The sequence below is a fragment of the Flavobacterium xizangense genome (genome assembly GCF_054075145.1).
On sequence record NZ_JBSIPG010000002.1, the window covers coordinates 130495 to 145133 of the forward strand.

A 14639-nucleotide genomic window follows, 5' to 3' on the forward strand; every position below is an offset into this window, starting at 1 on the left:
AAACAAATAATTAAACAAATACACATTTAAACAATTAACAATTCACCATTTACAATTTACAATTATGAAAACAATTTTAATTTCAGGAGCATCAAAAGGATTCGGAAGAGCCTGGACAGAAGCATTTTTAGCAAAAGGATACAAGGTAGCTGCAACAGCCAGAAATATTGATACCCTAGCCGATTTAAAAGCACAATATGGAGACGCTATTTTGCCTCTTAAACTAGACGTAAACAACCGTTCGGAGTCGTTTGCAGTGGTAGAAAAAGTACAACAGCATTTCGGGACTATAGATATCCTGATCAACAATGCAGGTTACGCTTTAAACGGAGCTGTAGAAGAAGCTACAGAACAAGAAGCAAGAGCACAATTCGAAACCAATTTCTTTGGTACACTTTGGTTAACACAAGCGGTATTGCCAATTATGAGAAAACAACAAAGTGGGCATATTATTCAGGTTTCTTCTATTTTAGGAATCGCTACTTTACCAATAATCGGTTTATATAACGCTTCTAAATTTGCCGTTGAAGGTCTTACTGAAACATTAGCTTCAGAAGTAAAACAATTCGGAATTAACGTAACTTTGGTTGAACCAAATGGTTATGTTACGGATATCTGGGGTAACGGAATCATTAGTGAAAGCATACCTGCTTATGACGGAATTAAAAAAGCGATTGCAGATGGACATGATCCTGATACTTTCGGAAAAACAAGCGCTACAGTTCCGGCGATCATTAAATTAGTCGAAGCCGAAAATCCTCCTTTACGCCTATTTTTAGGAAAAGTAGCTTTACCATTTGCAAAACAAACCTATGAACAAAAACTAAAAACCTGGGAAGAATGGGCAGACGTTTCTGTTGCCGCTCACGGTTAATTTGATTTCTGATTTTAATTGAAAAAGCGAGATCAATTCTGTACAGAAAGTCTCGCTTTTTTTATGCTTCAATTTTTACGTTTTTACCAGCTGTACTTCAAAATCAATCGGGCATTAAATGGAGTTCCCGCCGTAAAATGAATTTCTTCAACCGGAGCGCTTTCATTTGCTAATCTTGATTCGGTCAGGAATTGGGTTTCTTTCCATTTTGTATCAAAAATATTGTCGATGTTCACTCCTATTGAAACTTTTTTAATCTGATAATTTACAGAGAAATCTGTTATGCAATACCCTTTTGCTACAATCGAATTGTCTTCATTTGCGGGACGATCACCCAAGAAACGGGTTCTTAAACTTCCCGAAAATCCTTTTAAATCTTTTACCGAAAACCCGTTCATCAAAGTATGAACCGGCGCTAATGGCAAATAATCATTTCCTTTTGGCTCATCAAGCGAACGTGCGTGGGTATATGTATAATCGGTATTCCAGAATAACCAATTTGTTAATTGGTATCTGAAACCAAAATCAAAACCTTTTCGCTGTGTTTTACCGCTTGGTTCTACAACTGCTTCGTCTCCTACATACACAAATTCCTGTGCCAAATACAAATACCAAATCGCGGAATTCACAATCATTCTTGAAAATGGTTTCCAGTTAATTCCTAAATCGGCTCCGTAAGTTTCAGGCAAAATTTCCTGTCCTTTTTGTGCCACCACAACGCGGGTATCGTTGCTATGAAAGCCTTTTCCTAATTTCAGGAAATATTGCAATGTACTGTTTTGTGTATATAAAAAGTTCAGTTTTGGACTTACAATGGCTTTGTTTTCTGTTTGATTTGTATATACCGAAGCTAACTGATCTTCATATCCAAATTTAAAATAATCCACGCGTAAGCCAGCATTTACAAGCCATTTTCCAGAAGTAAAATCAAAACTTGTAAAAGAGAAAAGATTCGTTTGATTCACATTTCCTAAACTCAAATAATCCAAAACTGTTTTTCGATTTAAAGTGTGCGATAACTCGACATCTTTATTATTGTCATTTCTCAATCCTGCACCAAGTTTAAAACGCCAATTTTCATCCAGCTTTTGATTATATTCCGACTGAAAACCTACAATTGTTCTGTTTTCTTTCTGTTTGATTTGATCGCCATTTACCGGATTATTCAGAAAAAAAGTAAAATTAGAATACAATTCAAAATTATATTTACTTAAATAAGCCGTATTTTTTATCTGTGTATTTTCATCAATTTTGGCATCATACTGTAAATTGAAATTGGTTCTATCTGTATTTCCACCTTCATTTGGATCAATAGCACCGAAATGCGAAATTGTGCCGTCATTCACTGCGCGATCCGGAATTTGTCCGCTCGCATCCCATTGGCTTTTAAAATGAGAAACAAATAATGCTATTCGATCACCATTGTTTAATTTAGCATTATATTTTGCAAACAAATTGATTCGGTCAAAGTTTTGAGGCGCATCAAAATAACCATCAGTCATCATGTATTCTCCCGCAAAATACGCCGACTGATTTTCTTTATTCAACAAATTAAACAAAGCAACAGTTCTAAAAGTATCAAACTGACCGCCTTCAAAAGAAACAGAACTGTGTTCCAATGCATTTTTCGTATTAAAACCAACATAACCAGCAGTTGTAAAATCTCCTTTATCAGCAAAATAGGATCCTTTGTCAAAATCAATATTATCAACAGTTTCCGGAATCACAAAGTGAAGATCCGAATATCCTTGTCCGTGCGCGTGTGAAACCATATTTACTGGCATTCCATCAACCGAGATATTAATATCTGTACCGTGATCACAATCAAATCCTCTGAGGAAAATTTGTTCTGCCTTTCCTCCACCCGCATGCTGACCGATGAATAATCCCGGAACTTTTCGCAATAAATCCTGAGAATTGGATATAGGTTGGATTTCTAAATCAATTTTTGAGATTGTATTCAGGTATTTCAGATTGTTTGTAATCGTAACCTCTTCAAGCAAAAAAGGTTTTTCTTCTAATGAAATCGTCAGAAAATTTACAGATACAAGCTTGATTTTTTGAGTAATAAATCCTTGTTTACTAATTTGCAAGCTGTCGTTTAATCGCACCCCTTCTATGGTGAATTTTCCATTTACATCACTGTGCGCATGGTTTTTTGAAAATAAATCACGAAGTAAGACTTCAGAAAGTGGTTTTCCTTTTGCATCAATAATAACTCCATTTATAGATTGTGCGTGAATTGAATAAGATAAAACGAAAAAAAGAATTGTAGATAAAAATTTCATTAGATAAGGGAAAATGATATTGTAAATTTTGGCGCAAAAATAGACCATCAAATAAACTTTTCATAAAAAAGCTCCTATTTCTAAAAAGAAATAGGAGCTTGCAATTTATTTTCGAAGAATGGTTTAAAATTTAATCGCAATTTTCCCAATTGTTTTTCCCGATTCCAAAAGTTGATGCGCTTTCTTTAAATTCTCAACTGTTAGTCCGATTAAAGTCTCATTTAAAGTAGTTTTTAAAATTCCGTTATCAAGTAAATCGGCCACTTTGTTTAAAATGTGATGTTGTTCGATCATGTCTTCGGTTTGAAACATGGAGCGTGTGTACATCAATTCCCAAGAGAAAGAAACACTTTTGCTCTTTAAACTATTTAATGCAACAGGATTGCTACTTCCTGTAATTGAAGCAATATGCCCCTGAGGTTTAATCAACTCAGTCATAATGTCCCAATAAGCATTGGTATCGACAAAATCCAAAATAAAGTCAACATGTTCAAAACCAGCTTCTCTAACTTCAGAAATCAAATTTTTATGATCTACCACATAATCAGCGCCTTGCTTTTTGCACCAATCAATTGTTTCAGGGCGCGACGCTGTTGCAATAACCGTTAATCCTGCAATTTTCTTGGCCAATTGAATGGCAATCGAGCCAACGCCGCCTGCTCCGCCAATAATTAAAATTGATTTCCCTTTGTCTTTTTCTGCATTAATTCTGATTCGGTCAAACAAAATTTCCCACGCAGTTAAAGCGGTTAACGGAATTACAGCTGCTTCTTCAATACTTAATGATTTTGGTTTTCTGCCTACAATTCTTTCATCAATAATCTGAAATTCGGCGTTACTTCCTTGTTTTGTAATATCACCGGCATAATAAACCAGATCGCCTACTTCAAATAAAGTCACTTTTTCTCCAACAGCCTGCACAATTCCAACGGCATCCCAACCAATGATTTTTGGCGTCTCAGGAACAGTATCTTTTGCACTGTTTTGGCGGATCTTAAAATCGACGGGATTTACAGAAATCGCATCAATTTTTACTAATAAATCATGTGCGCCTGGCACAGGTTTTACAGTTTCAAATTCTATAAAACTTTCTTTTTCTTCTATGGGTAGTGATGTTTTAAATCCTATTGCTTTCATTTTTTTAATTTTTAATTAAAATATTCTAACAAAGATACTAGTGGTTTAGATTATTGAAGTTGTATATTTTTATCCAATATCGGTAGAAATTTAGCAATTGTTAATTGGTTTCTTGCAGATTACAAATCCAAATTCTTTTCAAGTATAAATAAGTGAATATCAAATGCTTTAATTCGAGTTGTTTTAAAAATAAAAATATTTCAAACTTTTTTTTTAATAATTCAAAATCCAAGTTTCAACTTTTATCGTAGTTAAGGAGAAAATAGCTGGGATTCAGGTAAACTCAAATGACTTTACTTTTTGGGCGTTTTGAAATTTATCACATTTCTGGCTATCTCTTGTTTTATAAATTTTTAGAAAATTACAGTTTGGACAAATTAGACATTGAAAGGTTAAAAAAATCTTTACATTATTTAAAGAGTAAACAAAGGGAATTGAAAAGGCATGATGAAAATGAAATCCGAAGCTTTGAATCGATTATTAAACATCAAAAAAACTTCATGGTAGAGCAATATAAATTATTGTATTATGAACCATTAATCAAACAAGAAATCAAAAACACCGAAATTTTCATCGGCAAAGTACAGAAAATTATAGACCTGTACCCCTAAACTGCTTGCAAGAATTTAATTGGGCTTATAATTCATTAGCGCTTCTAATTTTTTCAAACTTTGACAAAATTTTAGGCAATAGCTATATTTATATGGTTTAAAATAAAGCCTTAAATTTGTTAATTCTAAAATACTTCAAAATGAATATCAGAAAAGCCAAAATATCAGATTCAGAACAAATCGCTCCTATTTTATTATTGGCAATGGAAGATATCATTTATAAATTCATCAAAAAAGAAGATTACGCTTCCGCGAAAGATTTCCTGCAGTATTTCATTGGCAAAGAAAATAATCAATACTCTTTTCAGAATTGTTTTATCGCCGAAGCAGATAATCAAATAATTGGCGCTGTAAATATTTATAATGGCGCTGATTTACAAGTTTTAAGAACTCCAATTATCGAATATGTCAGAAAACATTTTAATCCCGAATTCGATCCTGAATTAGAAACAAAAGCCGGTGAATTTTATATTGATTCTTTGGGCGTGAATCCGAAATATCAGGGAAAAGGAATTGGTTCGAAACTACTTCTGTTTTTAATTGAAGAATTTGTAACCAAAAACAATCAGACCTTAGGATTATTAGTTGAAGAAGATAATCCGCTGGCTAAAAATCTGTATTTAAAACTAGGATTTCAGTCGGTTGGAGAAAAAACTTTGGTCGGAAAAAAACTTGAACACCTTCAAATTAGCCCGAAAACACAAGCTTTTTAATTTTTTTTATATTTTTTTTCAAAATTTTGTCCAATTCTGAAACTTCAGTTGTCATTAGGGTATAAACAATTAAAATTATACAACATGGAAACTAGAATTAATGTATTCGAAAAAGGTCAAAAAGCAATCTCAACATTATTTGACATTAGCGGTTATTTGAAAAAATCAGAACTTGAAAAATCACTTTTCGAATTAGTCGAAATTAGAATTTCTCAAATCAACAATTGCGCTTATTGTCTTGATATGCATACTAAAGAAGCGATGGCGCATGGCGAAACAACACAGCGTTTATTTGGTTTGAGTGCATGGAAAGAAACTCCTTATTTTACACAGCGCGAAAGAGTTGCACTTGCTTATGCAGAAGCGGTAAATGCATGTGATGTTCCAGACGAAATCTATGATATTGCTAAAGCCGAATTTTCTGAAGAAGAATTAATCGATCTTACGCTTGCCATTGGTACAATCAACATGTGGAATCGTCTTAACATCGCTTTTGCGAATACTCCAGGAACTTACAGAGTGGGTCAATTTGGATAAATAAACTAGGCTGTTTTTATATTTGTTAAAAACACTAAATTTATACCAACCTGTGGAGTGCAAATATATTCAACACATAGAAACATAGTTTTTGAAGATGTTAAAAAAGGCGTTTCACTAATTTAAATTCACATAGCTTTGCTATGTGTGGAAAATAGTTTCTTCATCTTTCTTTTTGATGCAAAATCTATGTTCCTATGTGTTAAGGTATACATTCTTTAATTTCATCAAACGGTTTTATATTATTTTAAAAACAGTTTTTTTTATAAAATCATTAAAACATACCAAAATGAACGAATTCATATTAATTTTCAGAAGAGATTTTACAACAAAAGAACTCCAGCCTTCACCAGAAGAATATCAACAACATTTACAGCAATGGCAAAACTGGTTTGGCGGACTTGCAGCACAAGATAAATTAGCCAGACCTTTACAGCGCTGGGACGGAAAAGGCAAATTAGTTACTTCAAACAAAGGAATTACTGACGGACCTTTTGTTGAAATCAAAGAATCTATTGGCGGATTAATTGTTATAAAAGCCAAAGATTATGATGAAGCGGCAGCAATTGCACAAGGATGTCCAGTTTTGGATTTCGGCGGCAATGTCGAAATTAGAATGGCAGTTTAAATAGTTTAGAAGAAAGATGCAAGATGCAAGATATAAAATTTGAGTTTTTTAAATTCTTAATTTTTCTTTCCTCTTGCTTCTTGCTTCTTTTCATACCCTACAAATCACAAAATTTTGGAAAAAGAGCTTATACCCAATTTATTCAGAACAGAATACCAAAAAATTGTTTCGGTACTTTGCAGTTTGTTTGGCATTCATCATATTGAAATTGCCGAAGATATTGTGAGCGATACTTTTTTGGCTGCTTCTGAAACTTGGGCTATAAAAGGAATTCCAGAAAATCCGACGGCTTGGCTTTATACCGTTGCCAAAAACAAAACCAAAAATCATTTTAAGCGAAATGACATTTTTGAAAAGAAAATTGTTTCTGAAATAAAACACAATTCACCATTGAGTGTTGAGGAAATTGAAATTGATTTATCGGAACAAAATATTGTTGATAGCCAGTTGGCGATGATTTTTACGGTCTGCAATCCTTGCAATTCAGACGAAGCGCAGATTGCATTGGCTCTTAATCTGCTCTGCGGATTTGGAATAAGTGAAATCTCAGATGCTTTTTTATCTAATAAAGAATTGATTTACAAACGTATAAATCGTGCCAAAGAAAAACTCAAAGAAGAAAACATCAAAATCCAAAGTCCGAATCCAACTGAAATTATAGCACGAATTGATACCGTTTTAAAAACAATTTATCTGCTTTTTTCTGAGGGATACTACTCGACTTCACAAAATACCACATTACGCAAAGATCTTTGTGCCGAAGCCATGCGTCTGAACTATTTATTAATTCAGAATCAAGCAACAAATTTGCCTGCTGTCAATGCTTTAATGGCATTAATGTGTTTTCATTCGTCCCGATTTGAAGCACGAACATCAGAAAGCGGTGAGATTATTTTATATCAAGATCAGGATGAAAAACTCTGGAATCAGGAATTAATTGACCGTGGAACTTATTTTTTGGGCAAATCTTCCATTGGGAATACACTTTCAAAATACCATCTTGAAGCCGGAATTGCATATTGGCATACCTTAAAAAGTGATACTTCAGAAAAATGGAAACATATTCTGGAACTTTACAATCATTTAATTATTTTAGAATATTCTCCAATTGTAGCTTTGAATCGCACTTTTGCCTTATCAAAAGTTATGGGCAAACAAGAAGCTGTAATTGAAGCAGAAAAACTAAATTTGACCGATAATCATTTTTATTATTCTTTGCTCGGGAATTTATATATTGATATTGATAATCAAAAAGCAAAAAATCATTTTGAAACGGCTCTTAAATTGGCCAAAACAGTTTCGGATAAAAATATTATCAGTAAAAACATTTTGGAACTTTCGTCCAAAAAAAGAATTAGAAATTAAAATACCTTTGCCAATGCTCAACCATAATTTTTTTGAATCTAATTATAAAAAACTCGGCTTCTTTACCTTGAATGAGGGTTTTATTGATGAAATTAATGGAGAAGCATACAAACCTTATATTAAAGTACTTTATCTTCCTAAAGGATATTCGATTACAATCGATTTTAAGCATTATCAAACTTTCTGTCCTTCCCTATTTTTCATCAACAGCAATCAATATCTGCAAATTGACAAAGAAGGACAGAAACCAGGTTATTTTATGTATTATAACCGCGATTTTTATTGTGTACAAATTCATGATGCCGAAGTGGCCTGCGACGGATTATTGTTCAATAATATTTTTGAAATGCCAATGACAGCAATTCCCGATAAAGAAGTTGTTTTTATTGATGGTATTTACAAGCAATTGCAACAAGAATTTGATTCACCTGATTCTTCGCAGGAAGAAATGATCAGAACGTATTTAAAACAACTGATTATCAAAGCAACCCGAATTTGGAAAATACAACAGTTGGGCGTTTTGAATGATGAACCTTCGAAAGAAATGGATTTCTTCAGGGATTTCAGCCGATTGGTTGAAATTCATTTCAGAGTCAAACATACTGTGGCTGATTATGCTGATATTCTTGGTGTTGCTCCCAAAACACTTTCGAATAAATTCAATCGACTGGAACTTCAACAGCCAAATGATATTATCAAAGACCGAATTATTCTGGAAGCAAAACGACTTTTGGGTTATTCTTCTTTAAGCGTAAAAGAGATTGCGTATCAACTCGGATATGAAGATCCCGCCTATTTTAACCGACTTTTTACCAATAAAGTTGGGGACACTCCGTCGAATTTCAAAAAAAAATACCTTCAAGGGAAAAATGTACAATTAGAATAGACTTTTATCTATTTTTACGCCTTTATAACCGCCATATCTTTGTCCTATCAAATTATAAATAATTAAAAAGATAAAAGATATGAAAACTATTAAAGTATTACAACAGCGTTTATTTATTGCAGCATTGTTAATCGTAAGTACAATTGCTTCAGCACAAGAAAGACCATATAAAGGACAAAATGACCCGGAAATTTTTAAAGAAGTCAGAGGATTTTTAAACGCATTAAACTCAGGTGACGGAAAACCTTTGGAACAATTACCCGTGGCAGACGCAAGAAATGTATTAGTTGGCGCTCAAAAATCAGTTGAAGTTGATTATTCAGGCATTGAAGAATCTGAAAAAGTAATTTCGCAAAACGGTTTAAAAGTAAAAATTCATATTACAAAACCTAAAGGCGCAAAAGCAAATGCTCCAGTATTTATCTTTATTCATGGTGGTGGCTGGGTTTTAGGAGATTATCCAACTCATAGACGATTAGTGAGAGATTTGGTTGTTGAAAGCGGTGCAGTTGCAGTTTTCCCAGATTACACTCCTTCTCCAGAAGCAAAATATCCTGTTGCAATAAATGAAATTTATGCCGCAACACAATGGGTTTCTGAAAACGGAAAAGAAATTGGTGTTGATGGTAAAAACCTTGCCGTTGTTGGAAACAGCGTTGGAGGAAATATGACAGCTGCAATTACTCTGATGGCAAAAGATAAAAAAGGTCCGCACATTAAACTGCAAGTTTTATTATGGCCCGTAACTGATGCAAATTTTGAAACGGAATCTTATAATTTATATGCAAATGGGCGTTTCCTGACTAAAAATATGATGAAATGGTTTTGGGATAATTATTTGCCAGAAACTTCAAAAAGAACTGAAAAATATGCTTCTCCATTACAGGCAAGCTTAGCAGAACTTAAAGATCTTCCTCCTGCATTAGTTCAAACTGCCGAAAATGATGTTTTAAGAGATGAAGGAGAAGCTTATGCAAGAAAACTAAACGAAGCTGGAGTTCCGGTAACTTTGACAAGATACAACGGATTGATTCACGACTACGGACTTTTAAACCCAATTTCAAATGTTCCTGCTATTCAGACTGCTATTCAACAAGCTGCAATCGTAATCAAAACAACTTTGAAATAAGAATCAAATTAAAAAATAAAAATGGGCAGAGATTATTCTGCCCATTTTTATTGCTCAAAAAATTAAAAAACAAAAAAAATCTTGTTGAAAAAGTAGCAAGTCATAAAACAGAAAAAATCACTATTAATAGTGATTTTTTCGTTTTGAATTTTTTTAATTTTTAGAAATTCGAAGCAAACTCTTTTGCAAAATCTTCCAATTTGATTTTTCCGTCGACAGTGGTTTTATTTTTCAGAAAATCTTCGGCGATTGCTCCACTTCTCAAGCCTGTCCCCATTTCTGTATACAAACCTGCAATCTCTTCAGGCAATCCCGCCTGAGCCATGCCGTTTAAGGATTGCTCATCGGTAAATTCAATCCAAGGCAATTCTGGTTTGTTAATTGCTGCGCCTAAAATTTTTGCAGCATCACCTGGTGTGCGAACGTCGCTAACAATATAACGAACATTTTTTCCTGATCCTGTTTTCTCTAATTCTTCCGCAACCGCAACTGCAATATCTTCTGGATGCACGTACGGAATTACAGTTGATGCTGGATAATTTGCCCCCATAATTCCAGCTCCTTTTATCATTGGAACATCATGATAGAAATTGGTGAAGAAAAATCCGGCACGTAAAAATGTTATCGAAGTGTTTTCCAGCTTTTCATATATTTTTTCAATGTTATAAATTCCAGCAATTGGGCCAGTTCCATTTGGCAAATCACCGCCGATACTACTTAGCATTACTACTCGTTTAATACCTGAATTTTTAATTGCTTTTGAAAAAGCATTTCCTGCTTCGGTCATATTAGCCAGAATATTTGAACCTCCCATATTTGGTGGCGTCATAACATAAACTGCAGCTGCGCCTGTAAATGTTTTTTCCAAAAAAATTGCATCGCTCACAGAACCAATTGCAGGTTTTCCTCCCAACGCTTCAATGGCTTCGCTTCTATCTGAACTACTGCTAATAACCGTAACTTCATGTCCTGAAGTAACAAGCTTTTTCAATAATGGTTTTCCTATGTTCCCCAAAGAACCTGATATTGTAATTTTCATAAGTATATTTTTTTATTATCTGAAACAAAGGTATATTTGTACTTACTTTTACACAAGTACTTACCCTAAAGTATGCATAAATGACAGCGATCAAAGAATCTTCTACAATTCAGGAAAATAAGCAATATGCGTTAGAAAAATGTCCCGTAACGTATGTAATGGAGAAAATTGGTGGTTATTGGAAACCCATTATTTTATATCATCTTTCTAGCGGAAGTCAACGTTACAGCGAATTAAAACGAGCGATTCCGGCCGTTAGTGAAAAAATGCTGATTCAGCATCTTAAACAGCTTGAAGCTGATAATCTTATCATTAGAGAAGCAAAACCTGTCGTGCCTCCTTTTGTGACGTATCGTTTAAGTCCCGCAGGAAACGGTTTGATGCCTGTTATTCAAGCAATGGCAGAATGGGCTTTTATTGATAAGGAAAATGGATTTTTTTGAGGGAACAAAGGGACAAAGACAAAAGTTTTTACTATAACTAGTCCTATGTCCCTTTGTCCCTCTGAACCTTTATACTTAAAAATCACTCATAAAATTGCTAACGAACTTATTTTATTTGGAAAAACAGACTTAAGAGACAATCGGTTCATCATAAAGCAAAAAAAATCCCGCCATTGAAATAGCGGAATTTTTATTTATAGTATTGAAATTTATGCCTTAAATTACTTAGTATCTTTTCGATGTGAAGATTCCCTAACAAGAACTTCGGTATTTAAGAATGTGATTTCCTGTACTTCACTCTCTTTGAGTGATTTTAAGTTTTTTATAATGATTTCAGCAGCTGCTTTTCCCATTTTTTCTGCCGGATGGGTAATTGTTGATAAATTGGGATCGATAATTTCAGAAATTGGATCATTATTAAAGCCAATAACTGCCAAATCTTCTGGAACTTTTATTCCTCTTTTTTTCGCAGTCTGAACGGCGCTCACCGCTATAATATCTCCCGAAGCAAAAATTCCGTCCGGAATTGGTTTCAAATCAAATAATTTATTACTGGCTTTTACACCATCTTCATAAGTAACCGATTTCAAATCAACAATCAACTCCTCAATTATAGGCAAATTATGATCTCTTAAGGCTTCCATATAGCCTCTCTTTCTTTCATTATAAAGGTTTCCAAATTCGGCACCAGCAGTCAAATGTGCAATTCTAAGACAGCCTTGCTCAATAAGATGTTTTGTCGCTTTATAACCAGCAGAATAATTATCAATTACTACTCTAAAAGTATTGTAATCTTTTGGAACCCTGTCGACAAATACAAGCGGAATATTATTATTTGAAAATTGTTCAAAATGAGAAGTATCACGCGTTTCCATGGCAAGCGAGCAAATGACACCGCTCACACGGTTACTATACAATGATTTAGCCATATTTACTTCTTCTGCATACGAGTCATGCGACTGCATAATAATTACAGAATAGTCGGATTTTTGTGCCGTAATTTCAATACCGCTAATTAAAGATGATAAAAACGGCTGAGTAACCGTTGGAATCAAAACTCCAATAGTTTTTGTTTTATTACCGCGCAAACCTGCTGCCAGGGTGTTAGGAACAAATCCCATTTCCTTAGCTGCCTTTTTGACTTTTTTTATGGTTTTATCACTTATTGAATGATGATCTTTTAAAGCTCTTGAAATTGTAGAAGTTGCTAAATTCAGCTTCTCTGCAATATCATAAATCGTTACATGTTTATTCTCTTCCATGAAATAAATAATATCAAATGTAAATATAAGTTATTTTACAACACTATATGATCTCTAAATTTGACCTGATTAATTGTCTAATTATCTAATTTTCAAATTATCTTATTCTTCATACATTTCCATCCAAAGACGTGTTTCCTCAAGATCCAGTTCTTTTTCTATTTTTCTGAAAATCTCTTCGTTTACAGCGCCATTTTTATGCATCAGTTCTAATTTCGCACGCTCAACATTGAGCAGGTCAATTTGCAGTTTTGTAAAATCATTAAAAATCTCCCCTCCCATTACATTTCCTTTACCGAAGAAATTTGCCGGAAGTTCTGTTTTCTGTAAACGATTAAATTTTACTTCATATTTGCTTTTAATATTATGGAGTAAATCATCATTAAGCAATGAAAAATTATCTTCAATATGAGCAATTGTCTCAGATACAATCACATTCCGAATTTTATATTCTTCGGCCAAAATAGAATAAGGTTGTAATTTTAATTTTCGGATAAGCCACGGAAGTGTAAGTCCCTGAATGACCAATGTAGAAAGGATCACACAGAAAACTAAATAAATAATTAGATTACGGAATGGAAATGCTTCTTTTTCGCTTATCATTAATGGTAAAGCCAACGCTGCTGCCATCGAAACCACGCCGCGCATTCCGGACCAACCAAAAATAATCATATTGCGGTAATCAAATTCTTCATTTTCACGGATTCGTTTGCTGAGAAACCTTGGAAGTAGTGCGGCCGGGACAATCCATAAAAAACGCACTAAAATAACAACCGCACTTATACTCGCTCCCCATAAAAACAAAGCAGTTCCTGAATAATTACTGATTCCTCCAATAATATGACGCAACTGAAGTCCAATTAAAATAAAAATCAGTCCATTTAAAATATTCGTCAAAATATTCCAGATCGTTCCAGCCATCATACGGCTTTCATGAGTAAAAATTTTTCCAGATCTGGCTGAAAGAAAAAGACCTGTTGTCACAACCGCAAGCACTCCCGAACATTCAAAATGTTCTGCTATTAAATAAGATGCAAAAGGCGTTAAAAGTGTCAGCGTTGCCTCGATTATATCATCGCAAACAAATTTTGTATGGATAATGCTCATCACATATCCAACAAGTAATCCGATTGCGATTCCTAAAGTCGACATGATAAAGAAGTTCAACCCTGCTTCCCAAAGCACAAAATTACCAGCTACAATAGCTGTAAGCGCATATTTATAAGCTACAAGTCCGCTCGCATCATTAAGCAGACTTTCACCTTCCAGAATAGCAATTAATCTAGGATGCAATCCAAGTCCTTTTGTAATCGAAGTTGCTGAAACTGCATCTGGAGGTGAGACAATTGCACCAAGTAAAAATGCTACCGGCCAGGAAATATCATCTATAAGCATATGTGCTGCTACAGCAACGGAAATTGTGGTAAATAAAACCAATCCGACAGCAGCGAGTGTAATAGGACGAATTGTTTTTTTAAACTCAAACCAGCTCGTATACCAGGCAGCGTGATATAAAAGCGGAGGCAAAAATATAATAAAAACTACCTCTGGATTTAATGCTATAACCGGCAAACCCGGAACGACACTAATCGCCACACCACATAGAACCAATACAATTGGAATTGGAAAATTATACTTTTTGCTTATTAAGCTTAAAAAAGCGACTCCAAACAGTAACATGATAATTACAGTTATATTCTCCATGCACGAATTGTTTTTTGGTTTTT

The 14639-nt window shown here is 34.0% G+C and carries 14 protein-coding genes; 9 read left to right on the forward strand and 5 right to left on the reverse strand.

Going from position 1 to position 14639, the window contains the following annotated elements; genetic code table 11:
* Positions 1-64 precede the first annotated feature (64 nt).
* On the forward strand, positions 65-874 hold the full coding sequence (locus ACWA1B_RS06145; RefSeq protein WP_456905100.1) for an SDR family NAD(P)-dependent oxidoreductase: 810 nt from the start codon (positions 65-67) through the stop codon (positions 872-874).
* Between the two features lie 83 nt (positions 875-957).
* Here the strand turns inward: ACWA1B_RS06145 and ACWA1B_RS06150 are convergent, their stop codons facing one another.
* Both ACWA1B_RS06150 and ACWA1B_RS06155 read right to left on the reverse strand, forming a co-directional pair.
* Complete coding sequence (locus ACWA1B_RS06150; protein WP_456905102.1) at positions 958-3162, reverse strand: TonB-dependent receptor; 2205 nt, start codon at positions 3160-3162, stop codon at positions 958-960.
* A gap of 123 nt (positions 3163-3285) precedes the next feature.
* Positions 3286-4299, reverse strand: a complete 1014-nt coding sequence (locus tag ACWA1B_RS06155; protein ID WP_456905104.1) for a zinc-binding alcohol dehydrogenase family protein — start codon at positions 4297-4299, stop codon at positions 3286-3288.
* A 287-nt stretch (positions 4300-4586) separates the two neighbouring features.
* Between ACWA1B_RS06155 and ACWA1B_RS06160 the strand changes: the two genes are divergently transcribed.
* The 7 genes from ACWA1B_RS06160 to ACWA1B_RS06190 all read left to right on the forward strand — a co-directional run bounded on the left by ACWA1B_RS06160 (position 4587) and on the right by ACWA1B_RS06190 (position 10168).
* Complete coding sequence (locus ACWA1B_RS06160; RefSeq protein ID WP_456905106.1) at positions 4587-4910, forward strand: hypothetical protein; 324 nt, start codon at positions 4587-4589, stop codon at positions 4908-4910.
* Positions 4911-5050: 140 nt separating this feature from the next.
* A complete protein-coding gene (locus ACWA1B_RS06165; protein WP_456905108.1) occupies positions 5051-5623 on the forward strand; it encodes a GNAT family N-acetyltransferase in 573 nt (190 codons plus the stop codon).
* A gap of 84 nt (positions 5624-5707) precedes the next feature.
* Positions 5708-6160, forward strand: a complete 453-nt coding sequence (locus tag ACWA1B_RS06170) for a carboxymuconolactone decarboxylase family protein (RefSeq protein ID WP_456905110.1) — start codon at positions 5708-5710, stop codon at positions 6158-6160.
* Between the two features lie 289 nt (positions 6161-6449).
* Complete coding sequence (locus ACWA1B_RS06175; protein WP_035644505.1) at positions 6450-6788, forward strand: YciI family protein; 339 nt, start codon at positions 6450-6452, stop codon at positions 6786-6788.
* Positions 6789-6899: 111 nt separating this feature from the next.
* Positions 6900-8153 carry an RNA polymerase sigma factor gene (locus ACWA1B_RS06180; protein ID WP_456906492.1) on the forward strand — a complete coding sequence of 418 codons (1254 nt, stop codon included), beginning with the start codon at positions 6900-6902 and terminating at the stop codon, positions 8151-8153.
* Between the two features lie 13 nt (positions 8154-8166).
* Positions 8167-9039, forward strand: coding sequence for a helix-turn-helix domain-containing protein (locus tag ACWA1B_RS06185; RefSeq protein WP_456905112.1), 873 nt, complete (start codon positions 8167-8169; stop codon positions 9037-9039).
* A 79-nt stretch (positions 9040-9118) separates the two neighbouring features.
* Positions 9119-10168 (forward strand): alpha/beta hydrolase, encoded by a 1050-nt coding sequence (locus tag ACWA1B_RS06190; protein WP_456905114.1) that lies wholly within the window; start codon positions 9119-9121, stop codon positions 10166-10168.
* 160 nt (positions 10169-10328) lie between these two features.
* On the opposite strand, the gene ACWA1B_RS06195 is transcribed toward ACWA1B_RS06190, so the two are convergent.
* A complete protein-coding gene (locus ACWA1B_RS06195) occupies positions 10329-11207 on the reverse strand; it encodes an NAD(P)H-binding protein (protein ID WP_456905116.1) in 879 nt (292 codons plus the stop codon).
* An 80-nt stretch (positions 11208-11287) separates the two neighbouring features.
* On the opposite strand from ACWA1B_RS06195, the gene ACWA1B_RS06200 reads away from it, so the two are divergent.
* Positions 11288-11650, forward strand: coding sequence for a winged helix-turn-helix transcriptional regulator (locus ACWA1B_RS06200; RefSeq protein ID WP_035644513.1), 363 nt, complete (start codon positions 11288-11290; stop codon positions 11648-11650).
* Positions 11651-11871: 221 nt separating this feature from the next.
* Here ACWA1B_RS06200 and ACWA1B_RS06205 read toward each other — a convergent pair whose 3' ends face one another.
* Both ACWA1B_RS06205 and ACWA1B_RS06210 read right to left on the reverse strand, forming a co-directional pair.
* Complete coding sequence (locus ACWA1B_RS06205) at positions 11872-12912, reverse strand: LacI family DNA-binding transcriptional regulator (RefSeq protein ID WP_456905118.1); 1041 nt, start codon at positions 12910-12912, stop codon at positions 11872-11874.
* Positions 12913-13014: 102 nt separating this feature from the next.
* Positions 13015-14616, reverse strand: a complete 1602-nt coding sequence (locus tag ACWA1B_RS06210) for a Na+/H+ antiporter (RefSeq protein WP_456905120.1) — start codon at positions 14614-14616, stop codon at positions 13015-13017.
* Between the last annotated feature and the right edge of the window lie 23 nt (positions 14617-14639).